22 protein-coding genes are annotated in these 24,587 nt (G+C 72.9%); 5 read left to right on the top strand and 17 right to left on the bottom strand.

Features of this window, described 5'->3' with window-relative positions; genetic code table 11:
* Positions 1-48: 48 nt before the first annotated feature.
* Positions 49-216, bottom strand: a complete 168-nt coding sequence (gene fxsA / locus ACIRRU_RS16650) for an FxSxx-COOH cyclophane-containing RiPP peptide (RefSeq protein ID WP_403680863.1) — start codon at positions 214-216, stop codon at positions 49-51.
* Positions 217-447: 231 nt separating this feature from the next.
* On the opposite strand from fxsA, the gene ACIRRU_RS16645 reads away from it, so the two are divergent.
* Positions 448-1,374: a DUF4231 domain-containing protein gene (locus ACIRRU_RS16645; RefSeq protein ID WP_403680860.1), complete on the top strand. Its 927-nt coding sequence runs from the start codon at positions 448-450 to the stop codon at positions 1,372-1,374.
* Positions 1,375-1,395: 21 nt separating this feature from the next.
* On the opposite strand, the gene ACIRRU_RS16640 is transcribed toward ACIRRU_RS16645, so the two are convergent.
* From ACIRRU_RS16640 to ACIRRU_RS16595, 10 genes are all read right to left on the bottom strand, one after another.
* Positions 1,396-1,875 carry a hypothetical protein gene (locus tag ACIRRU_RS16640; protein WP_403680858.1) on the bottom strand — a complete coding sequence of 160 codons (480 nt, stop codon included), beginning with the start codon at positions 1,873-1,875 and terminating at the stop codon, positions 1,396-1,398.
* Positions 1,876-2,063: 188 nt separating this feature from the next.
* Positions 2,064-2,963: a S1 family peptidase gene (locus ACIRRU_RS16635; protein WP_403680856.1), complete on the bottom strand. Its 900-nt coding sequence runs from the start codon at positions 2,961-2,963 to the stop codon at positions 2,064-2,066.
* Positions 2,964-3,194: 231 nt separating this feature from the next.
* Positions 3,195-4,016: a DUF1684 domain-containing protein gene (locus tag ACIRRU_RS16630; RefSeq protein WP_403680853.1), complete on the bottom strand. Its 822-nt coding sequence runs from the start codon at positions 4,014-4,016 to the stop codon at positions 3,195-3,197.
* 4 nt (positions 4,017-4,020) lie between these two features.
* Positions 4,021-5,313 (bottom strand): NtaA/DmoA family FMN-dependent monooxygenase, encoded by a 1,293-nt coding sequence (locus ACIRRU_RS16625; RefSeq protein ID WP_403680851.1) that lies wholly within the window; start codon positions 5,311-5,313, stop codon positions 4,021-4,023.
* Between the two features lie 2 nt (positions 5,314-5,315).
* Positions 5,316-6,392, bottom strand: coding sequence for an LLM class flavin-dependent oxidoreductase (locus ACIRRU_RS16620; RefSeq protein ID WP_403680848.1), 1,077 nt, complete (start codon positions 6,390-6,392; stop codon positions 5,316-5,318).
* Positions 6,393-6,492: 100 nt separating this feature from the next.
* A complete protein-coding gene (locus ACIRRU_RS16615) occupies positions 6,493-7,467 on the bottom strand; it encodes an ABC transporter substrate-binding protein (protein ID WP_403680846.1) in 975 nt (324 codons plus the stop codon).
* A gap of 75 nt (positions 7,468-7,542) precedes the next feature.
* Positions 7,543-8,295 carry an amino acid ABC transporter ATP-binding protein gene (locus ACIRRU_RS16610; protein WP_403681240.1) on the bottom strand — a complete coding sequence of 251 codons (753 nt, stop codon included), beginning with the start codon at positions 8,293-8,295 and terminating at the stop codon, positions 7,543-7,545.
* Between the two features lie 17 nt (positions 8,296-8,312).
* Positions 8,313-9,233 (bottom strand): amino acid ABC transporter permease, encoded by a 921-nt coding sequence (locus ACIRRU_RS16605; RefSeq protein ID WP_403680843.1) that lies wholly within the window; start codon positions 9,231-9,233, stop codon positions 8,313-8,315.
* A 70-nt stretch (positions 9,234-9,303) separates the two neighbouring features.
* On the bottom strand, positions 9,304-11,148 hold the full coding sequence (locus ACIRRU_RS16600) for an FAD/NAD(P)-binding protein (protein WP_403680842.1): 1,845 nt from the start codon (positions 11,146-11,148) through the stop codon (positions 9,304-9,306).
* Positions 11,145-12,014, bottom strand: coding sequence for an amino acid ABC transporter permease (locus ACIRRU_RS16595; RefSeq protein WP_403680839.1), 870 nt, complete (start codon positions 12,012-12,014; stop codon positions 11,145-11,147). Before ACIRRU_RS16595 ends, ACIRRU_RS16600 begins: the two co-directional genes overlap by 4 nt.
* 498 nt (positions 12,015-12,512) lie before the next feature.
* On the opposite strand from ACIRRU_RS16595, the gene ACIRRU_RS16590 reads away from it, so the two are divergent.
* Positions 12,513-13,445, top strand: a complete 933-nt coding sequence (locus ACIRRU_RS16590; protein ID WP_403680836.1) for an ABC transporter substrate-binding protein — start codon at positions 12,513-12,515, stop codon at positions 13,443-13,445.
* Positions 13,446-13,485: 40 nt separating this feature from the next.
* Here the strand turns inward: ACIRRU_RS16590 and ACIRRU_RS16585 are convergent, their stop codons facing one another.
* Positions 13,486-14,676, bottom strand: a complete 1,191-nt coding sequence (locus ACIRRU_RS16585) for a DUF5685 family protein (protein WP_403680833.1) — start codon at positions 14,674-14,676, stop codon at positions 13,486-13,488.
* A 307-nt stretch (positions 14,677-14,983) separates the two neighbouring features.
* On the opposite strand from ACIRRU_RS16585, the gene ACIRRU_RS16580 reads away from it, so the two are divergent.
* Complete coding sequence (locus tag ACIRRU_RS16580; RefSeq protein WP_363204693.1) at positions 14,984-15,430, top strand: cell division protein SepF; 447 nt, start codon at positions 14,984-14,986, stop codon at positions 15,428-15,430.
* A gap of 65 nt (positions 15,431-15,495) precedes the next feature.
* Here the strand turns inward: ACIRRU_RS16580 and ACIRRU_RS16575 are convergent, their stop codons facing one another.
* Positions 15,496-16,716 carry an acyl-CoA dehydrogenase family protein gene (locus tag ACIRRU_RS16575; protein ID WP_403680830.1) on the bottom strand — a complete coding sequence of 407 codons (1,221 nt, stop codon included), beginning with the start codon at positions 16,714-16,716 and terminating at the stop codon, positions 15,496-15,498.
* Positions 16,717-16,821: 105 nt separating this feature from the next.
* Entirely contained in the window at positions 16,822-18,570 is a 1,749-nt protein-coding gene (locus tag ACIRRU_RS16570; protein WP_403680827.1) for an MFS transporter, read from the bottom strand.
* 517 nt (positions 18,571-19,087) lie between these two features.
* Here ACIRRU_RS16570 and ACIRRU_RS16565 point away from each other — a divergent pair.
* A complete protein-coding gene (locus ACIRRU_RS16565) occupies positions 19,088-20,008 on the top strand; it encodes a phosphatase PAP2 family protein (RefSeq protein WP_403680824.1) in 921 nt (306 codons plus the stop codon).
* A gap of 244 nt (positions 20,009-20,252) precedes the next feature.
* Here the strand turns inward: ACIRRU_RS16565 and ACIRRU_RS16560 are convergent, their stop codons facing one another.
* The 3 genes from ACIRRU_RS16560 to ACIRRU_RS16550 all read right to left on the bottom strand — a co-directional run bounded on the left by ACIRRU_RS16560 (position 20,253) and on the right by ACIRRU_RS16550 (position 23,197).
* On the bottom strand, positions 20,253-20,468 hold the full coding sequence (locus ACIRRU_RS16560) for an I78 family peptidase inhibitor (RefSeq protein ID WP_363205261.1): 216 nt from the start codon (positions 20,466-20,468) through the stop codon (positions 20,253-20,255).
* Between the two features lie 326 nt (positions 20,469-20,794).
* On the bottom strand, positions 20,795-21,766 hold the full coding sequence (locus ACIRRU_RS16555) for a helix-turn-helix transcriptional regulator (protein WP_403680822.1): 972 nt from the start codon (positions 21,764-21,766) through the stop codon (positions 20,795-20,797).
* 147 nt (positions 21,767-21,913) lie between these two features.
* A complete protein-coding gene (locus tag ACIRRU_RS16550; RefSeq protein WP_403680820.1) occupies positions 21,914-23,197 on the bottom strand; it encodes a glycosyltransferase family 4 protein in 1,284 nt (427 codons plus the stop codon).
* Between the two features lie 507 nt (positions 23,198-23,704).
* On the opposite strand from ACIRRU_RS16550, the gene ACIRRU_RS16545 reads away from it, so the two are divergent.
* A complete protein-coding gene (locus ACIRRU_RS16545; RefSeq protein WP_403680817.1) occupies positions 23,705-24,487 on the top strand; it encodes a hypothetical protein in 783 nt (260 codons plus the stop codon).
* Positions 24,488-24,587: the final 100 nt, after the last annotated feature.

Genomic DNA, 24,587 nt, shown 5'->3' with positions numbered 1-24,587 from the left:
TCAGTCTATCCAGCGGCTGACATCACGTCATACCGGCTGGTGCCCGGCTCAGAGCGCCGAGTTGAAGGTGGCGGTCCGCACGGAACGGCCGGCCGTCGATACGAACACCCGCCCGAGCTTCTGCGCTGCGGCGGCGTCCGAGGCCTCGATCTTCGCGAGGGGCACCCGACTCGTCTTCGCAACAGCGAAGGAGGGAGAGGATTCGTAGGTCTTCACGGCCGTCCTTGAGGGGTTCGTTCCGGACATGGAAGGGGGACCGGCAGCTGCGCCATTGCAGTGTCCGGCGGCACGACTTTACCCTCGTGGCCTCACTGCGCAACTCATAGCGCGCGGGCGCGACCCCCGGTGAACGCGGCACTGCTCCGAATGGATCGGAATTCTCCATTCCGGCATCAGGAAAAGGCCCGCGGTACACCCGCGGGCCCCTCTCGGGACAAAGGAGCGATCATGGCGGCGATTCCTGAACCCCTTCAGAGCATGGTCTTCAGGAACGCCGACCTGCCCGCCTTGTTCCACCACACGGACGCCGTCGCCATGTCCCGCCGACGGGAGGCGGTGAACACCACGCGCGGACAGCTGGCACTGCTCGCCCTCGGGGCGCTCCCCGCGGCCCTGCCGTGGCAGGTCCGGATCGGGGGCTCGGTCCAACTCCTGGACTGCGCAGCGGTGTTGGCGTACGCGGGTGTCCTGATCGCGACCTTCCTCGCTTCCCGCCGCAAAGCAAAGTCGCACTGGCAACTGAATCGCTCGGCGGCCGAGTTCATCAAGTCCAACTGCTGGCGTTACGCGGTCCACGGTTCGCCCTTCGACAGCTCGTCCGGACACCCCGAGGCACTGTTCGCCAATCGCCTGGAAGAAGGTCTCCAGGAACTGCGGAAAGTGGGCTGGCGGGATCCGCGCGAAGAGCTGACGGATTCCGGCGGCCTCATCACGGAATCCATGCGGGAGTTACGGAACAAGGCTTACACCGTCCGCAAGGAAACATACGTACGGGACCGGCTCATCGAACAGCGGCGCTGGTATCGAAGACGTCAGCAGGAATCGCGCCGCGGGGCGCTGCTGTGGTCGGGGGCCGTGGTCGCGCTGACGCTCCCGGCGCTGGCGCTCAGCGTGCTCCAGACCTTCGGGGCGGGGCGGTCCTTCGGGCTGACCGGGGTGCTGTCCGCGGCCGCCGCCGCCTGCCTCGCCTGGAACGAGACGCGCCGCCACCATCCGCTGGTCTCCGCGCACTCCCTGGTGGAGCAGGATCTGGAGTCGATGCAGGCGGCGATGGAGACCACCCTGACCGAGCGGCAGTGGCCCGCGGCGGTCTTCGAGACCGAGCGGATCGTCTCCCCCGAGCACACGGACTGGCTGGTCAGACACCGCGTCTGAGCCGGGAGCCCTGACGCGGGCTCAGCCGCGCAGCACTCCGTCGCGCCAGATGACGGTGACCGGGCGGCCCCGCGCGCGGGCGTAGGTGACGATGTCGCCGGTCCCGCCGAGGCCCCGGGCCGGGCGGCCGTCCCAGACGGCCAGCAGCAGGTCGCAGTGGTCGGCGATGTAGGCGCCCGCCGCGTAGTAGGCCTCGTCCGTGGAGTGCGCGAAGTCCAGCCGGACCTCCTGGGCGGCCTGCGCTCGGAGCTCCCGGTAGCGGGCCAGGTCGGCGGGGTTGTCGAAGCAGGCCTCGTAGTCGCCGCTGGGGATCACCGCCGTCAGCTCCGCGCCGCAGGCCAGGGCCAGGCGGGCGAAGAGCTGATCGGCCCCGGCCGCCAGGCTGGAGAGCACGTGTGTCGCGCCGTCCGGGCCGCACAGCTCGGCCCGCAGCCCGGCGAGGACATGGGCCTCGGCCGCGGCGGGGATGGCGCGGTGACCGGTGACTCCGATGCGGTTCACGGACCTGCTACCCCCTGCTGCCGCGGGACGCGCGCCAGGGATCCGTTCGCCCCCGTCACCCCGTCCGGACGGACCGTCGTGGCGTCATCCTCTCAAGAGCCGCCCGGCGAGCGGGAGCCCCCGTCCGGAGTTCCGGACGGGGGCTCGGGGGGTGCGGACACGGCTCCGGGCGTGGCCCGGCGCGCCCGTCAGTACACGCTCACGCCGTACGCGCTCAGCGCCTCGGTGACCGGCTGGAAGAAGGTCGTTCCGCCGGAGGAGCAGTTGCCGCTGCCGCCGGAGGTGAGACCGATCGCCCGGGTGCCGGAGTAGAGGGGGCCGCCGGAGTCGCCCGGCTCGGCGCACACGTTGGTGCGGATCATGCCGTAGACGACGTCGCCGCCCCCGTAGTTGACGGTGGCGTTGAGGCCGGTGACCGATCCGCTGCGGGTGCCGGTGGTGGAGCCGCGGCGGGTGACGGCCATCCCGACGGTGGCGTTGGCGGCGCTGGTGATGTCCTGGCCGCCGACCGTGCCGTCCTTGGGGATGCTGGTGTTCGAGTAGCGCACGATGCCGTAGTCGTTGTTCGGGAAGCTGGACCCGGAGGTCGACCCGAGCACGGTGGTGCGGGCGGAGTTGGCGTACCAGGTGCCCGTCCCGTTGGTGCAGTGACCGGCGGTCAGGAAGTAGTAGGTCGAGCCGCTGCGGACGTTGAAGCCGAGGGAGCAGCGTCCGGTGGCGGAGTAGATCGCGTCGCCGCCGGAGATCAGCTTGTTGAACTTCCCGGGGGTGCGCTCGATCGTGAGGGCGGAGGCGTTGGCTCCGGCCGCCTTCTTGATCCGGTCGATCTCGGCCTGGCCGACCGTGGAGTCCACGGTGACCAGGAGGCGCTTGGTCTGCGGGTCGATGTTCCAGGCGGTGCCCGCGATGTCGGCGCCGAGCACGGCGTCGCTCGCCGCGCTCAACTGGGTGGCACTGAACGTACGGGGGGCTTCGGCGTTCGCGGTGGGGATGGCCATGGCCGCGACGGCGGCGAGCCCCGCGAGGACGGCCATGGTACGGACGCGTCTCGCTCGGTTGGAGCGGTCGTTGGTGCGCTTGATCCTCACTTCGGGTTCCTCCGAGGGGAATCGGGGGCCCTCCTGTGGGGTGGCGGGCCCGTGAGGCGCAGTCGGGGGCCTGCCCGGATTCCGGAATTGCCGTGCCCCTGACAATCGCTGCCCGGAGTATCGAGGCGGCCGCGCGGCAGACGCAAGCATGCCTTTCGGCCACGCGGGCCCCCTGGGTATCCGGCCCCGGGAGCCGTGGGGCTGCCGGGGCCGGACGGGCGTCCTTCGGGGTCAGGTGTCGACGCGGTTGCGCTCCCCCGCCGCGACCGCGGCGGTGAGCGTGTTCCCCGGGGGCGGGAAGGGACAGATGAAGTGATCGGCGAAGGCGCACGGCGGCAGCAGCGCCCGGTTGAGGTCGACCTCGACGCGGCCCTCCCCGTCCGGCGCTCCGGGGCGCAGGAAACGGAAGCGGTAGCTGCCGTTCCCGCTGGTGGCGTCGGCGAAGACGGCCCACAGCGAACCGTCCGGTTCGACCGCCACCTGGAGCGTGTGCTGCTGCCCGTCCACGGTGAAGGCGAGCTCCCCGCCGAGCCCGAGTCCCCGCTCCACCCCGTCGGCGTTGGCCACCCGTACGGTCCGGTCGTCGCCGTACGGACGGAAGGTCCCGGGCACCCTCCAGCGGGGGTCGTACGGGGTGGCCTCGATGGTCGAGAAGGCGTGCCGGGCCGGTGCGTCCGGGTCGAAGTCCCGTACCGCCCAGAGCCCTTCGCGGCGCAGCACCACCAGCCGCCGCTTCCCCGCCGTCAGCCGGGAGTCGTCGATGGGGCCGCGGTCCGCGCCGAGCCGGACCTCGCCGGTCAGCGGCGTGCCGTCGACGGCGACGCCGTCCTGCGGGGCGGCCGTGAGGACCACCGCCTCGCCGTCCTCGCGCCAGTGGCCCGGGACGGCCGGAAGTCGCCCTTCCGGGTAGTCGGAGAGCCAGTGGGTTCCGGTCAGGGAGAGCGGGCCGTAGGGGGCGGCGACGGCGGCGACGCGCCCCTCGTGCCAGCGCCGCCACTCCTGGGCGGCGTCCGGTCCGCCGCCTCGCTCCTGCTGCTGTGCGTCCGTGCTCATGCGGTCAACCTTTCCATACCGGCTCGGGCAGGCCGAGGTGCGAGCGCAGCGTGGAGCCGGTGTATTCGGAGCGGAAGGCCCCGCTCTCCTGGAGGAGCGGGACGACCCGGTCGACGACGTCGTCCAGACCGCCCGGGGTGAGGTGGGGGACGAGGATGAAGCCGTCGGCCGCCCGTCCGTCGACGAACGAGGTCAGGTCGGCGGCGACAGTCCGGGGCGAGCCGATGAAGGACTGCCGGGTGGTGGTCTCGATGACGGTCTGCCGCAGCGAGAGCCCCTTGGCCGCGGAGACGGCCCGCCAGCGGGCGATCACCGCGACGGGGTCGGCGTGCCGGACCCGGCCCTGGACCAGACCGGAGTCGAGGACCGGGTCGATGCCCGGGAGCGGCCCGTCGGGGTCGTACGCGGAGAGGTCGGTGCCCCAGACCTGTTCGGCGGTGAGGATCGCGGTCTGCGGGGAGACCTGCTGGGAACGGATCTCGTGCGCCCGCTCCCGGGCCTCGGCGTCGGTGTCGCCGACGACCACGGTGACGCCGGGCATGATCTTGAGGCTGTCGGGTTCCCGGCCGTACGCGGCGAGCCGTCCCTTGACGTCGGCGTAGAAGTCCTGGCCCGCCTCCAGCGTGCCGTGCCGGGTGAAGACGACGTCGGCGGCCGAGGCGGCGAACTCCCGGCCCTCGGGCGAGTCCCCGGCCTGGATGACGACCGGGTGGCCCTGCGGGGAGCGCGGCACGGTGAACTCTCCGGAGACCGTGAACTGCGGCCCCTCGTGCGAGAACGGCCGCGGGATGCCGTCCGGCGTCCACGAGTCCCACAACTGCCGTGCGGTGGAGACGAATTCGGCGGCCCTTTCATAGCGGTCGGCCCGGTCCAGATAGCCGCCGCGGCGGAAGTTCTCGCCGGTGAAGGCGTCGGACGAGGTCACCACGTTCCAGGCCGCCCGGCCCGCGCTGAGGTGGTCGAGGGTGGCGAGGCGGCGGGCCAGTTCGTAGGGCTCGTTGAAGGTGGCGTTGACGGTGGCGGCCAGACCGAGCCGTTCGGTGACGGCGGCCAGCGCGTTCAGCACGGTCAGCGACTCGGGCCTGCCGACCACGTCGAGATCGTGGATGCGGCCGCCCTGCTCGCGCAGTCGCAGCCCCTCGGCGAGGAAGAAGAAGTCGAACTTCCCGCGCTCGGCCGTCCGGGCGAGCTCGTCGAAGGAGGAGAAGTCGATCTGGCTGCGCGAGCGGGGGTCGGCCCAGACGGTGGTGTTGTTGACGCCGGGGAAGTGGGCGGCGAGGTGCAGGGGGCGAGGCACGGTCAGGCCTCCTCGGCGGCCGTCTTGGCGGTGGCGTACCGGCTGGCCGGGCGGGCCAGGCCGAGGTGTTCGCGCAGGGTGCCGCCGGGATGGAAGGTGCGGAAGAGACTGCGGTGCTGGAGGAGGGCCACGGTGCCGTTGACGATCCTTTCGAGGTCGCGCTCGGGGGTGATGGGCGTGAGGTGGAAGCCGTCGGCCGCGCCCCCGTGGTGCCAGCGGGCGATGAGGTCGGCCAGGTCGACGGGGCCGCCCCGGAAGTAGGTGCCGCCCCCGGCGAGCCGGGGTCCGCGCACCGGTCCGCTTTCCGGGGCGCTCTCGGCGTCGCCCAGGTCGACGGTGAGGGCGATCAGGACCAGCGGCGCTCCGGGGGCGCGCCCGTGGGCGGCGGCGCGGTCGCGGATCTCCTCGCGGACGGCGGCCGCCGCCTCGGGGGTGGTGGCCCGGATGTGGACGACGTCGGCGTGCCGGGCGGCCGCTTCGCGGGCCGGCCCGGTGGTGGCGTCGATGACGGTGACGGGGCGGCCCTGCGGCGGGCGCGGCACGATCGCCGGGCCCCGGACGGTGAAGGCGGTGCCCTCGAAGTCGACGTAGTGCAGCTTGTCCCGGTCGATGAAGCGGCCGGTGGCGGCGTCCCGGATCTCGGCGTCGTCCTCCCAGCTGTCCCACAGCCGCGCGGACACGTCGGCCACCTCCCCGGCCTCCCGCCACAGTTCGGCGGGCGGGGCTGCCGGGCGTCTGCCGAAGAGCCGGGCCTCCGCCCCGGTGGTGGAGACGTCGGCCCGCCAGCCCGCGCGGCCCCGGCTCACCCAGTCCAGGGTGGCCACGGCCGAGGAGACGTGGAAGGGCTCGGTGTGGGTGGTGGTGACGGTCGGGACGAGACCGACGCGGTCGGTGGCCGGGGCGATCCGGGCGAGGACGGCGAGCGCGTCGAGCCCGGGGCGGGCGAAGGAGTCGTCGAGGGTGACGTAGTCGAGTGCGCCGTCCTCGGCGAGCCGGGCGAGGCGGAGGTAGTGCCCGGCGTCGTAGTGCGGAGTGCCACCGATCTCGGCGGCCAGGTGGAGGGGGGTACGGGCGGACATGGCGGGACCTCTCGGATCGGCGGTCGGGCGGGGGCCTCACGGAGGCGTCATGGCCGGGCCGGACGGAACGCGGCCACGACGGTGCTCCGAGCCCCGGGGGTCAGTTCTCGGTCCTGGGCAGACCGGGCGGGTTGATCTCCGACTTCTGCACGGCCTCGCTGCCCAGCCCCCAGCGCCGGAGCACCTCGGCGTACGAACCGTCCTGGATGATGTGGTCGATCGCGGCGGCGTACGCCTTCACCAGACCGCTGTCCTTCTTGGTGGTGGCGGCGATCTTGCCCTGAAGGCCGCCGCCCGCTCCGGAGAGCCGGCCGACGATCTCCGACCGGCCGGCCGTGGCGACGTGGTAGGCGGCGGTGGGGCTCGGGCCGAGGTGGGCGTCGATCCGGCCGGACTGGAGGGCCAGGTAGTAGTCGGTGTCCTTCTGGAAGTACGTGATGTCCACGGGCTCGCGTCCGGCCCGGACGTTCTCCTCGCTCCAGTCGAGGAGGATCCTCTCCTGGTTGGTGCCGGAGGAGACCGAGATCTTCTTCCCGGCGACGTCGGCGGGCTCCTTCACCTTCCAGCCGGAGCCCTTCCCGGCCTCGAAGGCGATGTTGTCGAGCCGGTAGGTGGCGAAGTCGTACTTCTCCTTGCGCTCCTCGGTCACCGTGACGTTGGACAGGACGGCGTCGAACTTGGAGCTGTCCAGACCGACGAAGAGGTTCTCCCAGGAGACCTCCTCGAACCGCGGCTTCAGCCCCAGGGTGTCGGCGACGAGGGTGGCGATGTCGATCTCGGAGCCGATGCGGGTCCGGTCGTCGGTGGCGTAGAAGCCGAGTGGCGGCGAGGCGTCGGCACTGGCCCCGATCCGCAGGGTGCCGCGCTCGCGGACCGCCTCGGGGAGGAGACCGGCGGCGGCCGGGTCCTTCTTCCCTCTGATGCGGTCCTGGTCGGGGCCGATGTTGACCCCCGTGTCCCGCTCGCCCCTGGGGGCCGCCAGGTCGGCGTCGGGGCCGGAGCCGCCGCAGGCGGAGAGCAGACCGGTGGCGGTGAGAGCGGCGAGGGCGAGGGGGATGGTGCGGCGGACGGACACGGACGGGCTCCTTGGAAGAGGGAGAGGACATGGCAGAGGGAGAGAGGGGGTGAGGGAAGCGGGGAAGGGAGAGGGTCACAGAACCTTGGAGAGGAACGCGCGGGTGCGTTCCTGGGCCGGGCGGTCGAGTACCTCGGCGGGCGGGCCCTGTTCGACGACACGGCCCTCGTCCATGAAGACGACGGTGTCGGCGACCTCGCGGGCGAAACCGATCTCGTGGGTGACGACGATCATCGTGGTGCCGCCCTGGGCGAGATCCTTGATGACGTCGAGGACCTCCCCGACGAGTTCGGGGTCGAGGGCGGAGGTCGGCTCGTCGAAGAGCAGCAGCCGGGGCTCCAGGGCCAGGGCGCGCGCGATCGCCACGCGCTGCTGCTGGCCGCCGGAGAGATGCCCGGGGTAGGCCGCCGCCTTGTCGGCGAGGCCGACCCGGTCGAGCAGCTTCCCGGCCGCCGCCACGGCCTCCTTGCGGGGGCGGCGCAGCGCCGAGACCGGGGCCTCGATGATGTTCTCCAGGACCGTGAGGTGCGGGAAGAGGTTGAAGTTCTGGAAGACGAACCCGATCCTGGTGCGCTGGCGGAGCACCTCGCGTTCGCGGAGTTCGTAGAGCTTGTCGCCGTCCCTGCGGTAGCCCACGAGGGCGCCGTCCACGCTGATCCAGCCCTGGTCGACCTTCTCCAGGTGGTTGATGGTGCGCAGCAGGGTGGACTTGCCGGATCCGGAGGGGCCGAGGATGACGGTGACCTCGCCGGGCCCGACGGACAGGTCGATCCCGCGCAGCACCTCCAGGGAGCCGAACGACTTGTGCACGGAGCGGATCTCGACCATGGCGTCGCTGGGTGCGCTCATCGCACGGCCCCCTTGGCGTAGTGACGTTCGACGTAGTGCTGGAGGACGGAGAGCACGGTGGTGAGGAGGATGTACCAGACGGTGGCGACCATCAGCAGCGGCACCACCCGGCCGTTGCGGCCGTAGACGACCTGTACCTGGTAGAAGAGTTCGCCGATCGCCATGACGGAGACGATCGAGGTGCCCTTGAAGAGCGAGATGATCTCGTTGGCGGCGTTGGGCAGGATCGAGCGCATGGCCTGGGGAAGGACGATCCGCCGCAGCTGCCGCAGCCGGGGGATGCCGAGGGCGGCGGCCGCCTCCAACTGGCCGCTGCCGACGGCCAGTACACCGCCTCGTACGATCTCCGCCGCGTACGCCGCCTGGTGCAGGGCGAGGCCGAGGACGGCGGCGCTCATCGCGCCCACCAGGTTCATCGTGCCGAAGGCGAAGAAGCCCGGCCCGAACGGGATGCCGAAGGTCAGGTCCTCGTACAGATAGGCCAGGTTGAACCAGAACAGCAGCTGCACGATGAGCGGGATCGAACGGAACGCCCAGATGTAGCCGTAGGCGACCGAGCGCAGGAACACGCTCGCGGAGAGCCGCATGAAGGCCAGGACGATCCCGAGGGCGAAGCCGATCGCCGTTCCGTAGAAGGTCAGTTGGAGGGTGATCCAGACGGCCTCCAGGATGGTGGGCGCGGTGAAGAACCGTGCGAAGACGTCCCATTCCCAGCCCGGGTTGGTGATCAGCCCGTTGACGAACTGGGCGAGCAGGACGGCCGTCGCCGCGACGGCGACCCAGCGCCAGGGGTGGCGCAGGGGGACGACGGTCAGCTCGCCGTGGTCCGTCCCGGGCGCGCCGCCCTTCGTCGCTTCGGGTGGACCGGGTGCGGGTCCGGCGGGTGGGCCGATGGGTGGATCACTGGTCAGCGACATGAGGCGAGGTCCTTGGGAGCGGGGATGGGGGTGGTACGGGAGGGGGGTGCGGGGTCCGGGCGCGGCGGGCTCAGGAGGCGAGGCGGCCGTCGTGACAGGAGAGGTCGCGCAGGAACGCGAGCGCGGCGCGCGCGGCGGCGTCGTTCTGCCGGAAGGCGGGTCCGCCGGTACGGGGCCGGGTGAACGCCCCGCTGCTGCGGGCGGTGGTGAAGGGACCGAGCGCGAAGCGGCGCGGGTGCGGGCGGCCTTCCCGGTCCAGGACGCGGCTGTCGGCCGGGTCCACGGCGAGCAGCCCGTCCTCGGTGACGGCCGCCCCGTGCTCGTACAGGGTGCGCAGCAGAGCGCTGGCGGTGTGCCGCAGCGAGGGGTCGGGCAGCCGGGCCTCGACGAGGGCGCGGGCCTCGGTGCGCACCCCGGGGAGGGTGGTGGTGGCGGCCCGGAAGACGCCGTGGTCCTCGTCGGCCTCCACGGTGAGGCCCGCCCCGAGGAAGCGGACGACCCCGGCACGGGAGAGCGCGAGGAGCTGTTCGAGCCGGGGGCCGGGCGGCCCCGAGGCGAGGTAGCTGAAGAAGCCGTGCCACCGGCCGCCGATGTCACCGAGCCGGATCAGCTGCCCGTAGACCGAGAGCAGCCCCAGGAACACCGCGAGGTCCTGGCTGTGTTCCGGGTCGTGACGGCGGGCCAGGTCGGCGCTGATGTAGGAGCGCAGGGCTTCCTGGAGGGATGCGGGCGATGCGTGGCGGACGCCGTCGAGCGGCCGGTCCAGCGCGTCGAGGTCGAGCCGGTCGGCGGGGTCGGGGACGGCCTCGGCGACGAGGGCGGCCAGTTCGGGGCTGTCCGGGTCCGCGGCGGCGTACCTCTCGGCGAAGACCTCGTGGGCGAGCGCGGTGCGCTCGGGGTGGGCGGTGAAGAGCCGGTGGTAGTGCGCGTGGCCCAGCTCCCTGGCTATCGCGGGCCACACGTCGCGCCGGAAGTCGAGCGGCCCGGCGGCCTCCAGCAGCCGGTCGGCCCAGGCCCGGTCCACGTGGCGGGGCAGCGGCGGACGCTCGCCGGTCCAGCCGTAGCCGATCTTCGCGTGGTACGGGACCCCGCGCCGTGATCCGACGTACAGCACGGGTTCGCGGCCCGAGGGGACGTAGACCCCGTTCTCGTGGCGTCCGCCGCGGCCCTCGGTGAGCAGGACCATCAGGTCGACGAAGGCGAGCCCGAAGCCCCGGACGATGACGGGCTCCCCCGGCCCCAGGGCGTCCAGGTCGCTGTCCGCGGTGAAGTCCGGGGGCAGGTGGACCAGCCCGTGCCGCCGTGCGAAGTCGCCCAACGCGCGCTGTTCGGGGCCCTGTTCGGAGTCGAGGTGGCCGACGGTCAGGACGACGAGGTCGGCGAGGAGGGGTGCGGCGCGGCCGTGGAGCCGGACGCGCTGGCGGCCGTCGCGCGGTCCGGTGACGCGGAGGGCGGTGGTGCGGTGCTCGTGCACGGTGACGCCGGGCGGCAGGGCGGCGACGGCCCGCTGGTGGGTCCAGCGCAGATAGGCGCTCTGGAGCCGTCGGCTGGGGAAGTCCTGGCCGCTCAGCCCGCGTATCTCGGCCAGCACGGCGGGGTCGGCGTCCGGGGTGACGCGGCCCGCCCGGACGTCGTCGGCCCAGACGTCCAGGGCCGGGCCGGGCGCCACGGGCCCGGCCATCTCGACCGTCTCGTCGGTGAACATGGTGACGTCCTGGGCCATGGAGTTCATCCACAGCAGCGGCGACTGGTCCGGCCGCCAGATCCGCCCGCCGCCCGCCGGATGGGGGTCGACCAGGTGGATCTCCAGGGGCTGGTTCCCGTACAGCTCGACGGCGTTGGCGGCGATGCGCTCGATGATCCCGGTGCCGCGCGGGCCGCCGCCGATCACCACGAGGGTGGCCGTGGCACTCATCGCGCACCCGCCGTGCCGCGCGCGTAGTACCGCTCCACGTGGCGCTGGCCGATGCTGAGCAGCGTGGTGACGAGCGCGTACCAGAGGGTGGCGACCAGGAGCAGCGGGATGACCTGGTAGGTGCGGTGGTAGACGAGCTGGACGGAGTACAGCAGGTCCTGCACGGCGATGACGCTGACGATGGAAGTGCCCTTGAGCGTGCCGATCAGCATGTTCCCGGCGGGCGGCACGATCGAGCGCATGGCCTGCGGCAGCACGATGCGCCGGAAGCGCCGCCAGGGGCCGAGTCCCAGCGACTGGGCGGCCTCCACCTGCCCGCGCTCGACGGAGAGGATGCCGCCGCGCACCACCTCGGCGGCGTAGGCGGCCTCGTGCAGGGTCAGCCCGATGACGGCGATGGTGACCGGGCCGAGCAGGCTGACGGTGTCGACTCCGAGGACACGCGGGTAGAGCGCGCCGATGTTGAACCAGAACAGCAGCTGGACCAGGATCGGCGTGGAGCGGAAGAGCCAGACGTAGCCCCAGCTCACCGCCTGGAGAACCGGGTTTCCGGAGAGGCGGAGCACGGCGAGGAGCGCGCCGAGCGCGAAGCCGAGCACCATGACCACCGCGGTGAGCCAGAGGGTGAGCCAGAGGCCGCGCAGCACGGAGGCGGTGGCGAAGTAGGAGACGACGACGTCCCACTGGAAGGCGTCGTTGCGCAGCACCGAGTTCAGCGCGAGGGCGAGCAGGACGAGGACGGCTACGGCCGCGCTCCAGCGGCCCGTCCTGCGGACCGGAACGATGCGCGGCACCGCGGCGTCGTCGACCGGCGGCGGAGAGGAGGGTGCGGAGGAAGGGGGCAGCGATACGGCCTGCGGGGGCATGCGGAAGCTCCGTGGATGCTCAGCTCGAACACGGGGCGTACCTTCACACCTGAAGCCACACACGGACCGGGCCCCTCAGCGCCGGTCCGCCCTCGAGACAACCCGTGGACACCGGGCGCTGTCAAGCCTGTCCACACTATGAGCCGTACGTCTCACCGTGGTTGACGCACAACCGGATGCCTGCTCCACTTGGCGCATGCGTCCACAGCAGTGGCTGGTCACCCGCTCCCACATCGACTTCGGTCGCGTGTGGTCCTCCTCCTGTTGAGCTGACCCCCTGCTGTCCGGTTCTTCCCGCTCACGCCGCTCTTCGAGGCGTTCGAGCCTCCCTCCCCGCGTGACTTCACCCGCGCCACACCGCGTCGCCCTCCCCTCGTACCGCTGAACCTCCCGTCGTACCGCCGCGCCTTTCCGCCGCCCCTTCGTGCCGCCGCGCCTCCACTCGGCCGCGGCCCGGGGCGGCCGGCCTTTCCTGACGACCCCCGGAGAGACTCCGCCATGCGCCGATTTAGGCATACCGCCCTGTTCGCTCTGATCACCGCCGCAGCGCTGACGCTGACCTCCTGCGCCGACCCGGCGGACGGGACGGGCGCCGGCCAGGGCGCGGCCCGGGGCGGGACCCCGACGACGGACGTGGTCTCCGGGGTGGCGAAGGACGAGGCCGCGGCGAAGCTGCTGCCCGCCCGGGTCCGTGCGTCGGGCACCCTGCGGATCGCCACCTCCGTCGGCTCCCCGCCCGGGGCGTTCTACGAGGAGGACGGCTCCACGGTGTCCGGCGCGGACATCGACTTCGCGGACGCCGCCGCACGGGTGCTGGGCCTGAGACTGAAGCGCGAGGTGGCGTCCTTCGAAGCGATCCTGCCCGCACTCGGCAGCGGCAAGTACGACCTCGGCACGGGGAACTTCGGCGTCACCGACGAACGCCGCGAAACCATCGACTTCGTGACCTACATCAACGACGGCCAGGGCTTCGCGGTCCGCGAGGACAGCGGCCTGAAGAAGATCACCGACCTCACCCAGCTGTGCGGCCTGACCATCGGCACCGGGGCCGGCACCACCTTCGAGGTGACGCTCCAGGAGAACCTGCCCCGGTGCGCCGAGGCGGGCGAGAAGCCCTACGAGATCGCGACCTACGCCGACCCGGCGGCGATCTGGCTCTCGCTGGAGCAGAACCGCAGCGACGTGGTGATGTCCACCATCAACGGGCTGCGTTACGCGGTGAGCCGGCAGAAGGGGCTGCGCTTCCTCAACGAGTTCCAGCGGCTCGACGTGGGCTTCGCCTTCACGAAGGGCACGCCGCTGGCCCCGGCCTTCCAGGCCGCCGTCAACCGGCTGAAGAAGGACGGGACCTACGACCGCATCCTGAAGAAGTGGGGCACCACCGCTTCCGCGATCGAGACCTCCCGGATCTCACCGCCCGAGCTGGGCTGACCCGACGTCAGCGCGGCGCGGGCGGGGCGGCGGACGGTTCTCAGCAGTCGCAGCCGCAGGAGTCCCCGCAACAGCAGCAGCCGTCACCGCACTGGCCGCAGCAGTCGCACGCCTCGCAGCAGTCGCCGCAGTCCTGGCACGGCGCGTCGCGCCGCTCCCGGCTCCAGGGGTCCTCGTAGCTCCCGCAGCACAGCTGGCAGGTGCAGGCGAGCCCGGCCCACACCAGGCACCCGGCGATCAGCCCGCGCCGGTCGCGGGGCGGCTGCGGCACAGGCGGCGGGGAGCCCGGACCGCCCGGTGCGTACGGGTTGCCGGGGGGCGGCCCGTAGGCGCCGTCCGGAGCCGGCGGCGCCTGCCCCGTCCGATGCGAGCAGGCCGGGGTGCCGAAGGCCCGGTCGACCGAGCGGCGCAGTTCGTGGGCGAGGAGGACGTGGACCAGCGCCTGGTCGGCGAAGTCCACCTCGCGCAGCGCGAGCCGTACGCCGTGCAGGGCGTCGTCGCAGAGGCGGCGCGCCTCGGCCGGCGGGGTGCCGGTGACCGTGAGCGGGTTCCAGGCGCCCGACGCGGCGTCAGCTTCCCGGTCCTCCACGGCGTCCAGCAGATGCGCGAGCCGCCCGAAGAGCCGTCCGGCCTCCGCGAGCGGCTCGGCGTTCCCCGGCTTCCCGGCGAGGTGGGCGGTGTGCGCGAAGGCGGCGGCGGTGGCCGTCTCGGTCGGTTCGGTGACCGTCAGCAGCGGGGTGCCGGGCCCGGCGAGCGACTCGATCCCGGTCTGCCGGTCGACCGCGTCGACCAGGAGGGCGGTGTCGAAGCCGAGGGTGGCCGCGGTGCGCGCGCCCGCCCGGTCCCATCCGGCGGCCACCCGGCGGGCGGCGGCGGCGACCGGGCGGCGGGCCAACAGCCCGTCCCGGTCGGCGACGTGGTCGCGGACCTTGGCCGAGGCGAGGACGAGCGAGACGGCGGCGGCGAGTCTGGCCCCCTCGCCCATGGCGACCGGTGCGGTGCGCAGGGCGCGCAGCGGGCAGGGCCCGGCGGTCCGGCGCCCGGCCGGGGTGGGACCGGTCTGAGCCTCCGTCAGGACCGAGACGATCAGGCCGTCATAGTTCGTCACCACGCGAGCGAATTGTCCGTGACCCGCCCTCAGGGCCAGGCAGAGACCGCAGAGATGGGCCATCCACTCGGTCCGGAGCCCTTCGGAGAGCCGGTGCGTACAGGGCCTGACGATTCCGAACACGACGATCCCCCGAGAGCCGTTGCGGCCGGCGCGCGCCGCTCGCGCACCGGAGCGTCGCATCGTACCGAGCGATCCGTTCACCCGTACGTCCCCTCCATCACCCGTACGGACGGAGGATCATATTTTATTTTTGCAACCCTCCTTATCTGGGTGGAAGCCTGACGAATCGCCACATCTTCTGCACCAGTACCGTCACGAATCACCTGCGCGGCGACTATCCACTTGGCGCGGTATCCGCATCATGGACGACCATAGGGATACGAAAGAGATGTGGAACACCACAGAACCGCGGTGAGAGGAGGCGTCCATGGGATCGGTGCGCAAGGCGAGTGCCTGGCTGGGCCTCGTGGAGGACAACGACGAGCGGTACTACGACGACGATTACGCCGAGGGCACGGAGACCGGCACCGGCCACCAGGCGGCCTGGACCACCGACCCCCGGGTGCAGGTGGCGGCGGAGGCGGCCGAGCAGCAGGACCGCCGCATCGCCACGGTGACCCCGGACAGCTTCCGGGACGCCCGCGCCATCGGTGAACTGTTCCGGGACGGCGTCCCGGTGATCGTCAACCTCACGGCCATGGACCCCGCCGACGCCAAGCGCGTGGTGGACTTCGCCGCCGGGCTGATCTTCGGTCTGCGCGGTTCGATCGACCGGGTCGCCACCCGCGTCTTCCTCCTGTCCCCCGCCGACACCCAGGTGGTGGCGGGGGAAGCCGCCGGCGCCAAGACCGACGGCTTCTTCAACCAGAGCTGAGCAGGGCGCTCGCCGGACCGTCCCGGTCAGCGCCTCCGGTCGGCGCGCGCGGCGGCGCGCCCCGCTCACCGGAAGGCGTCGAGACCGGTGAGCGCCTTGCCCAGCACCAGCTGGTGCATCTCCACGGTGCCCTCGTAGGTGAGCACCGACTCCAGATTCGTGGCGTGCCGCATCACCGGGTACTCCAGCGAGATCCCGTTGGCCCCGAGGATCGTCCGCGCGGTGCGGCAGATCTCGATCGCCTCCCGCACGTTGTTGAGCTTGCCGAAGCTGACCTGCTCCGGCCGGAGCCGTCCCGCGTCCATCCGGCCGCCCAGGTGGTGGGCGAGCAGGATGCCCTTGTGCAGTTCGAGGGCCATGTCCGCCAGCTTGGCCTGGGTGAGCTGGAAGCCGCCGATCGGCCGGCCGAACTGTTCCCGGCTCCTCGCGTAGTCGAGGGCCGCGTCGAAGCTGGCCCGCGCCGCGCCCATGGCGCCCCAGACGATGCCGTAGCGCGCGTGGCTCAGACAGCTGAGCGGGCCGCGCAGCCCCCGCGCGTGCGGGAGCACCGCGTCGGCGGGCAGCCGCACCTCGTCCATGACCAGCTCACTGGTGACCGAGGCGCGCAGCGACCACTTGTGGTGGATCTCCGGCGCCGAGAAGCCGGGGGCGTCGGTGGGGACCACGAAGCCCCGGATGCCCCGGCCCTCGTCGCCCTCGTCGGTCTGCGCCCAGACGATCGCGACCCCGGCGACCGAGCCGTTGGTGATCCACATCTTGCGCCCGGTGAGCACCCAGTCCTCGCCGTCGCGCCTGGCGTACGTCCGCATCCCGGCCGGGTCGGAGCCGTGGTCGGGCTCGGTCAGTCCGAAGCAGCCGATCGTCCCGCCCGCCGCCATGCCCGGCAGCCAGCGCTGCTTCTGCTCCTCGGAGCCGAAGCGGTGGATGGCGTACATCGCGAGTGAACCCTGTACGGAGACGAGCGAGCGGATGCCGGAGTCGGCCGCCTCCAGCTCCAGGCAGGCGAGTCCGTACTGGACGGCGGTGGCCCCGGCGCAGCCGTACCCGTCGAGGGACATGCCCAGCGCCCCGAGCGCGCCCAGCTCCCGGGCCAGCTCCCGGACGCCGGGCAGCTCGCCCTTCTCGTACCACTCGGCGATGTGCGGCAGGACCCGGTCGGCGGCCCAGGTGCGGACGGTGTCGCGGATGGCGAGGTCGTCGGGGCCGAGCAGGTCGTCGAGGCCGAGGGGGTCGGCGGCGTCGAACGGCGGGAGCTTCGACGGCTTCGCGGACTCGGTGCTGGACATGGGGGGTGCCTCCGGCGGCTCGCACGGTGCTCGATGGGGCCGGGAGACGCTCCGGCCCCGGGAAAACTAGCAGTGGTAGTCAGGGCGTCGTGCTGACGTTACGGCTCAGCGTCCCGCCCGTCCAGAGCCGGTCGCCTCGGCGGGCTCGCGCCGCGCGGGCAGGGTCAGACGCGGGCTCTCACGGCGATCGGGCCCGGCCGGGCGTACGGCCCCGGGCGTCCGCCGCGCGGAGGGCACGGGGGTCCCGGCGGCCCGCTCGAAGGCGCCGGGTGCGTCGGTTTCGGCGTCGGCCCGGGGGCAGGGCCCCTTCGGCGGGCAGTCCATGGTCCGCGGCAGCCGCAGCGCGGCGAGCGCCCCGAGCAGCAGCAGACCGGCGCTGACGAAGAGGGTGATGTGGAGTCCGCCGACGAAGGAGCTCCGGGCCGTGGTGCGCAGCAGATCACCCAGCGGCCCGCCCAGCTGTGCGGCGACCTGGTACGCCTCGCCCAGCGAGTGGGAGGCCTCCTCCCCGGCGCGGGCGGGGACGCCCCGCTCGCTCAGGGAGGCGAGCCCCGGGGCGTAGGCGGCGTTCATCACGCTGCCGAGGAGGGCGATGCCGAGGCCCGCGCCCAGCTGGTAGGAGGTCTCGCCGATCGCCGCTGCACCGCCCGCGCGCTCCGGCGGGGCGTCGCTGAGCATCGACTCGTACGCCCCGAAGAGCGTCGTCTGGAGGCCGAAGCCGAGCAGGACGAAGGCGGAGGTCATCAGGGCGGGGCGGTCGTGCTGGCCCATCGAGGTGAGCAGCAGCACCGAGGCGGCGGTGAGGACGAAGCCCCAGCCGACCATCCGCCGCGGGCCGAGTCGGCGCAGGGTGTACGAGCCGGTGGCGCCCGCGGCCATCGCGGCGAAGGTCAGCGGCAGCAGCCGCAGCCCGGTCTCCAGCGGGCCGAGCCCCAGCACCAGCTGGAGGTACTGCACGGCGATCAGCTGGAGGCCGACCAGGGCCAGCATGGCGAGGACGATGCAGCCGACGGCGGTGGAGAAGGCCGGGCGGGCGAACATCGCCATGTCGACGAGGGGGTGCGTACGGCGCTTCTGGCGGCGCACGAAGAGCGCCAGGAGCGCGACGCCGAGGGCGAGCGGGGCGAGGGCGGCCGGGTCCAGGAGGTCAGCGCCGCCGCCGACCCGCTTGACGCCGAGGACGAGTCCGAGGACCCCGGCCGCGGCGGTCAGCGCGCCCAGCACGTCCCAGGGGCCGTCCGCCCCACCGCGCGACTCGGGCAGCAGCCAGCGGCCCAGCGGCAGGATCACGGCCATCAGCGGGATGTTGACGAGGAAGACCGAGCCCCACCAGAAGTGCTCGACCAGGGAGCCGCCGATGACAGGCCCGGCGGCCGCCCCGGCCGCGGCGACCGCGGTCCACACGCCGATGGCGAGGGCCCGCTCGCGCCGGTCGGGGAAGACCTGCCGCAGGATCGACAGGGTGGCGGGCATGATCATCGCGCCGCCCACACCCAGCAGGGCACGGGCCGCGACGAGGACGGCGGAGGAGTCGGCCGACGCGGCGAGCGCGGAGGCGGCGCCGAAGATCGCGTAACCGATGAGCAGGATCCGGCGCCGCCCGATCCGGTCACCCAGGGTGCCGAACAGGATGAGGAGCGAGGCGCAGACGAGGGGGTAGGAATCGGCGATCCACAGCAGGGCGCTGCCGCTCGGGCGCAGATCCTCGGTGAGTGCCGGTACGGCGACGTGGAGCACGGTCGCGTCCAGCGCGACGACGAGAAGACTGAGACAGAGGACCACGAGGACGACCCAGCGGTTGGCGTCGTCGGCGGCTCGGCGCAGCCGGACTCCGGCCGTGGTCGTCCCGGACATCTGTCTACCTCCCGATGATTCCCTCGCGCCCGGCGGACCGGCGGCGACGCGGGCCCCTGGGGCGCCGCGGACATGTTCTGCCGGCCGGGCCGGGCGCCGACGGGCGAGTGCGCCGTCAGCGTACGCGAGTTCGGCGAGGTCACACGTGGTCCATCTCATACGCCGGCCCGCCGCACCGTGTCCCGTACGCCCTGCCGGTGGGGGCGCGGGGGCTCCCGGCGGGGCCCCGCACAGGCCCGCGCGGCGGCCTCGGAACGGCCGCGGCGGGGCGGGGCGCGCGGGCGGGTTCCTCCCCCGAATGGCGGGATCAATTCCGGCGGATTCCCATGGCGGAGATTTCCCCGGCGGATCAAACACGCTTCCGAACGAACCCTGCGGGTAATTGGCCGCAAGATCGCGGAGATTGTTCTCCGGGCCGGAAAAAGATGACCGCCTGAGACAAAGTCCACATCACATCGTCATCACAAAGCGGCCGGATTGGCCTGCTCGCGCGCTCACTCGCTGTAACGTCGATTGGGTGCGTACCGACATCTTTGCCCGCCTGGACCGGGAGCCGGAACCGCCGAAGATAGAGGCACCGCGGATGAGCCGTCACCGCATCGCCCTCTTCGGGGGGACTTTGGCGTTCTATCTCGCCATCGTCGTCGCCGTGCTCATCACGTCCTGGCTGGTGGCGCTGGACTGGAAGGTCATGCTGTTCCGGCCCTACCAGCAGTGGCCCGAACTGCACGCCTTCCTCGACTACTACGTGGTGCTGGGCCAGCGTGGTCCCACGGCGGTGATGGTCGCCTGCTGGCTGGGCTGGCGCTCCTGGCGTCAGCACACACTCCGGCCGCTGCTGGTCCTCGGCACGGCCCTGCTGCTGCTCAATGTGACGGTGGGCGCGGTCAAGCTGGGCCTGGGGCGGCTCGGTCCGCACTACGCGACGCAGATCGGCTCGGCCGAGATGTTCGCCGGCGGCGATATATTTCCCTCCGGACACACCGCCAACGCCGTCGTGACCTGGGGAATCCTCGCTTATCTGGCCACCACGCCGCGCGCGCGGCGCTATCTGTCGGCGCTCTCCGCGACGGTCTCGCTGGGCGTCGGCCTCACCACCGTCTACATCGGTACGCACTGGCTGAGCGACGTCCTGCTGGGCTGGGCGGCCGGGCTGCTGATCCTGCTGGCGCTGCCCTGGTTCGAGCCGCTGATCGCGCGGACCGAGGCCTGGATCTTCGTGCTGCGCGAGCGGTGGCGGGAGCGCCGCCGCGGCGGCGCCCGCGAGGAGCCCGTCGTCGAGCAGGGGCCGCAGCCGGTGCTGCTGCCCCAGTCGCTCGGCACCGAGGGGCTGGCCGCCGAGGCCGCCGCGATCGACCCGGCCCTCGCGGCCGGCCGTCCGGCACCCGGCTCCATGGCACGGGCCCACGCGGCGCAGCCCGTGCGTCCGGGCGGCTGAGTCCCGCTCCCCGTGCCGCGGGGGCGGTACGCACAGCCCGGCCCCCGGTCATGGGGGGGGGGCCCCCCCCGGGGGGGGGGGGGGGGCGCGGGCGGGGGCGGGGGGGCGGGGGGCCCCCGGGGGGGGGGGGGGGGGGGCCCCCCCCCCCCCGCCGCGGCGCCGCCCCGCCCCCCCGGGGGGGGGGGGCCCCCCCCCCCATGCCGGGGGGCCGGGCCTGACGGGCCCGACGGGGAGGTGGTCCGGGTCAGCCCACCCAGCAGCGCGTCACCGTGCCGTCCTCGACCTGGAAGTTGATGCGTCCCTGGCGGAACTCCATGGTGAGCATGGTGCCCGGCGGAACCGCCCGGACCGTGTCCCAGCCACGGCTTCTGGCCTGCTGCTCGGCGGCGTCGGCGCCGAGGCCGACGTAGGAGTCGGCGGCGTCGTCCGGCTGTGCGGGAGGGGTCGGTAGAGATGCCATGCCCTCACCGTAGGCGGCCCCGGACCGGGACGGAAGGCCGGGCCGCAAGGGGCCCGCACGCATCCCGGTGTGCCGTGGCGGTCACGCTTGTGTCACAGGATCCCGACACCTGTATACCCGGGGATATTCACTCGAACGGGCCCCTCACAGGCGTCTGTACGAAATAGCCGAAGCTCCTGACCCGCACTCCGGCAGGAAGCGGCACGGCGCTCCGGAATCACCGGGATGACCTGCTTCTTTTCCTGTGAGCAGGGGTGTCACCCAAATGGCCGGACACCGCGATTTTCCGTCCCATTAAACCGGCCGTGCTTTTCCGCACGCTTCTCTCACGTCTCACCATCGCCGAGTGCCCGGGTGAGCCGGTTCCGGGCCCGGCGCATCACCTCGGTCAACTCGGGGGGCTCCACCACCTCGAAATCGATGCCCATCATCAGCACATGGATCACCAGCACGGTGAGGTCGGGCGCGCCCGTGACCAGCCGGCAGGTGTCCTCGTCCACGGCCTCCAGCACCCCGGCGGACGGCGACACCTGGCGGGCCGCCCGAGCCAGCGGGGCCTTCAGCAGGATCACCGCGCGGGCCGGGTAGGCGGAGACCGCGACGCCCTGGGAGACGTACGCCGCGAGGTCCTCGGCGGGCGGCGGGCGCGGGGTGAAGCGGGGGCCGTGCGGTGGGGCGGGGGTGATCCGGTCCGCCCGGAACGTACGCCAGTCCGCCCGGTCCAGGTCCCAGGCCACCAGGTACCAGCGGTGCTCGGTGCAGACGAGCCGGTGCGGCTCCACGGTCCGGCGCGAGAGGTCCCCGCCGTGGGTCCGGTAGGAGAACCGCAGCCGCTCGGTGTCCCGGCAGGCGGCCGCCAGTTCGGTGAGCACGGCCGGGTCGACGGCGGATTCGTCCGGGCCGCGCAGCATCGGCACGGTGAAGGCGCCGAGCGCGCCCACCCGGCGGCGCAGCCGGTCGGGCAGCACCTGTTCCAGCTTGGCCAGGGCCCGCACGGAGGTCTCGCCGATGCCCTCGACGCCCTGGCCGGCCGCCGTGCGCAGGCCGACGGCGACCGCGACCGCCTCGTCGTCGTCCAGCAGCAGGGGCGGCAGCCGGGCGCCCGCCCCCAGGTGGTAGCCGCCGCCGGTGCCCCGGCTGGCGTTCACCGGGTAGCCCAGCTCGCGCAGCTTGTCGACATCCCGCCGCAGGGTGCGCGGGGTGACGCCGAGCCGGTCGGCGAGGTCCGCGCCGGACCACTCGCGGTGGGCCTGGAGCAGTGAGAGCAGACGCAGCAGCCGCGCGGAGGTCTCCAACATGCCGGGGAGTCTGCCAGGGGTTGCGGACAGCACCTGACCGCAACCCTCCTCACCCGGCGTCCGGACCGGGGGCGGGGACGGTGGCCAGGTGGAAGGTGGGCACTCCGACCCGGTCGGCGGCGCAGTCGGCCCGTACGGTCGCGGTGGTCACGCGCTCCCTCCCTTGCGGAGCATGTCGGCGGCCTTGTAGCGCAGGGCGTACGCCCCGTCGAGCACGCCGCCCCGGGTGCGGTGCAGCGCGGTGCGCAGCGCGCCGTTGCCGCGCCCCCGGGCGCCGCGGGTGAGGAGTCCGGTGAACAGGCGCTCGTGGCGTTCGGCGATCCGTACCGGGTCGAAGCGTTCGGAGGCCGCCAGCGCGGCCCGGCCCATCCGGTGGCGCAGCGCGTCGTCCCCGATCAGCTGGAGCAGGGCGGCGGCGATCGCGTCCGGGTCGCCCACCGGCACGAGACGGCCGTCGACGCCGTCCTCGATGATCTCGGCCGGTCCGTGCGGGCAGTCGGTGGCGACGACCGGCAGGCCACCGCGCATCGCCTCGACGATGGTCATGCCGAAGGACTCGCGGTGCGACGTGACGGCGGCCACCGAGCCCTTGGGCCACTCGGCCTCCATGGGGTTGGCCGCGCCCATGAGGAACACGTGGTGGTGCAGGCCCAGTTCGTCGATGAGGGCGCGCAGGGCCCCCTGTTCGTCGCCGGTCGCGTCCCCGCCGCCGTAGATCCGCAGCCGCCAGTCGGGCCGGGCGGCGGACACCTGGGCGAACGCCCGCACCAGCAGGTCGTAGCGCTTGACCCGGTGCAGGCGGCCCGCCGCGACGACCCACTTGAGGTCGCCCCCGGCGGGCGGGCAGGCCGGGGCGGGGACCGCGTTGGGGATGGCCTCGACGCGGACCCCGGGCAGCCGCAGCCGGCTCCGGTAGTCGTCCGCGTCGGCCCGGGTGACCGTGGTGAGCGCGTCGAGCAGGGTGTAGCGGTGGGCGATCTCGCGGCGCAGCCGGTAGCTGTGGCTGTCGAGCGTCAGGTGCTCCTGCCCCACGCGCACCGGTCCGCGACGGGTCTGGCGGCTGAGGTGGACGTTGAGTCCGGGGCGGGTGCCGACGACGACGTCCGCCTCGACGGTCCGCAGGTGGGCGGCGATCCGGGCGTCGGTGAGCCTGCTGTACTGCCGGTGCCGGGTGTCGCCGCGCGGGAACACGGCGGCGGGACGGGCGTGTTCGGCGGCGTCCCCGTCGTAGGACGGGCTCTTGCGGCGCAGGTCCACGAGGTGGCTCATCGTCACACCCTCCGGTGCGCCGAGGGCGGGAGTGTCGCGGTGGCGGAAGACCGAGACGATCTCGACGTCGTGCCGCTCGGCGAGCGTACGGGCGAGCGTGAAGGTCGTCCGGATCGTCCCTCCGATTCCGTAAGCGTTGTGGAGAAGAAAGGAAATATGCATGGCGTCGCCGTTTCCCCCTGGTCGACCTGGTCTGTCGGGACTGTACTTCCCGGCGTTTCTCCCTGCGCATGTGCGCGGAATCCGGAGGGAACGGGGAAATCCGCGCACCGCGCTCCCGCCTCCCTGCCGCACCACCGCTGACCTGCTGTTTCCGGACGCCAATCGTCCGCTTACCCCTCGGCCGCACGGTGTTCCGCACCCGTCCGTGGGCACCGGTGCTGGAAACCGGTCGCCTGCCCGTCACCCGTTCGCCGACGCTTTCCTCGATGCTTGACGGAGAAAAACACCGGCGGGTTGCCCGCGCGCGGACAAAGAATTTCTCCGAAAGCGACGGGCGCGGTCACGGCCCGCCGGGGAGACCTGCCGCGGCTTCGCCGCGTCCCCGGGTGCACCGGTCCGTGCCGGACTTCGGTGCGCCCGGGTGCGTGACCCCGGCCACCGCTCCCGCGTTGTCTCTTCATGAGCCGGGAACCGCCCGGCCCACGCACCGAGTTCGAGGAGCCACCCGTGCCGCGCATGCTCGACGTCAGCCAGGACGTACGCGCCGAGATCGGCGACGACGAAGCCGACCGGCTGCTCGTCGGCGACGACACCCCCGGCAGCTACGACTGCACCTCCTGCCGCACCCCCGGCGACTCCGACCAGGAGCGCACCAGCACGGTGCTGTTCATCGGGGACGAGACCGCCGTGCTCGCGTTCGCCCACGCGACGTGCATCCCCTCACAGGTCGTCAGGGTCGCGGAGGACCAGCTCCAGGGCGCGGTGCGCGGCATCACCGGCAGCGAGCAGAACGCATCGGAGGGACTCATGCCCGAACAGGCCGTCCTCGGCATCACCAGCGGTCTCGTCCTCATCGAGGACGATCTGCGCCCGGCCCTGGTCGTCGAGCCGACCGGGCCGGTCGCCCGGCCCGGCACCGACGGCAGCGGGGGCGACGAGTTCCTCCAGCTGCTGCTGGAGCAGGGTTTCCGCCCCGCCCCCGATCTCGCCACCCTCCCCGAGGTGCTGCCCGGCTGGTCGGTGCTGCTGGCGGTGGGCCAGCTGCACGCCGTGCTCCAGCCGGGCGCGGGCGGCGGCAACCCGGTCGCCTGGTGGCAGGCCCACCAGCCGCTCCAGGTGACCGAGGGCTGGCGGAGCGCGGTCAACAAGTCGCAGACGGTCCTGGTCTTCGCCGCCCCGTCCGGGACGATCGGCCAGCAGCCGCGCGAGGACCTGCTCCGGGACGCCCTGGAGAAGGCCGCGGTCAACGGCCAGCTGGTCGCCGCCGCGATGCCGCTGGCCGGGACCTGAGCGTGAACCCGCAGCTCGGGCGGGTCCCCCGGACGGCGTTTTCTCCGGTGGGACCGCATCCGACGGGCGGTGAGGTCGTTGGCACCTATGTGCACTCATA

Origin of the sequence: Streptomyces sp. NPDC101181, from assembly GCF_044767975.1 — a bacterium.
In the GTDB taxonomy this organism is placed as follows: Bacteria; Actinomycetota; Actinomycetes; order Streptomycetales; family Streptomycetaceae; genus Streptomyces.
Note: the sequence above shows the minus strand (reverse complement) of the source record. Positions and strands in the feature narration are given on the sequence as shown.

Coding starts and splice junctions, on each gene's coding strand:
- ACIRRU_RS16590 (WP_403680836.1), top strand. CDS start 12,513: ATGCGCCGATTTAGGCATACCGCCCTGTTCGCTCTGATCACCGCCGCA.
- ACIRRU_RS16645 (WP_403680860.1), top strand. CDS start 448: ATGGCGGCGATTCCTGAACCCCTTCAGAGCATGGTCTTCAGGAACGCC.
- ACIRRU_RS16560 (WP_363205261.1), bottom strand. CDS start 20,468: ATGGCATCTCTACCGACCCCTCCCGCACAGCCGGACGACGCCGCCGAC.
- ACIRRU_RS16550 (WP_403680820.1), bottom strand. CDS start 23,197: ATGCATATTTCCTTTCTTCTCCACAACGCTTACGGAATCGGAGGGACG.
- ACIRRU_RS16620 (WP_403680848.1), bottom strand. CDS start 6,392: ATGTCCGCCCGTACCCCCCTCCACCTGGCCGCCGAGATCGGTGGCACT.
- ACIRRU_RS16630 (WP_403680853.1), bottom strand. CDS start 4,016: ATGAGCACGGACGCACAGCAGCAGGAGCGAGGCGGCGGACCGGACGCC.
- ACIRRU_RS16605 (WP_403680843.1), bottom strand. CDS start 9,233: ATGTCGCTGACCAGTGATCCACCCATCGGCCCACCCGCCGGACCCGCA.
- ACIRRU_RS16555 (WP_403680822.1), bottom strand. CDS start 21,766: ATGTTGGAGACCTCCGCGCGGCTGCTGCGTCTGCTCTCACTGCTCCAG.
- ACIRRU_RS16610 (WP_403681240.1), bottom strand. CDS start 8,295: ATGGTCGAGATCCGCTCCGTGCACAAGTCGTTCGGCTCCCTGGAGGTG.
- ACIRRU_RS16575 (WP_403680830.1), bottom strand. CDS start 16,716: ATGTCCAGCACCGAGTCCGCGAAGCCGTCGAAGCTCCCGCCGTTCGAC.
- ACIRRU_RS16600 (WP_403680842.1), bottom strand. CDS start 11,148: ATGAGTGCCACGGCCACCCTCGTGGTGATCGGCGGCGGCCCGCGCGGC.
- ACIRRU_RS16570 (WP_403680827.1), bottom strand. CDS start 18,570: ATGTCCGGGACGACCACGGCCGGAGTCCGGCTGCGCCGAGCCGCCGAC.
- ACIRRU_RS16580 (WP_363204693.1), top strand. CDS start 14,984: ATGGGATCGGTGCGCAAGGCGAGTGCCTGGCTGGGCCTCGTGGAGGAC.
- ACIRRU_RS16595 (WP_403680839.1), bottom strand. CDS start 12,014: ATGCCCCCGCAGGCCGTATCGCTGCCCCCTTCCTCCGCACCCTCCTCT.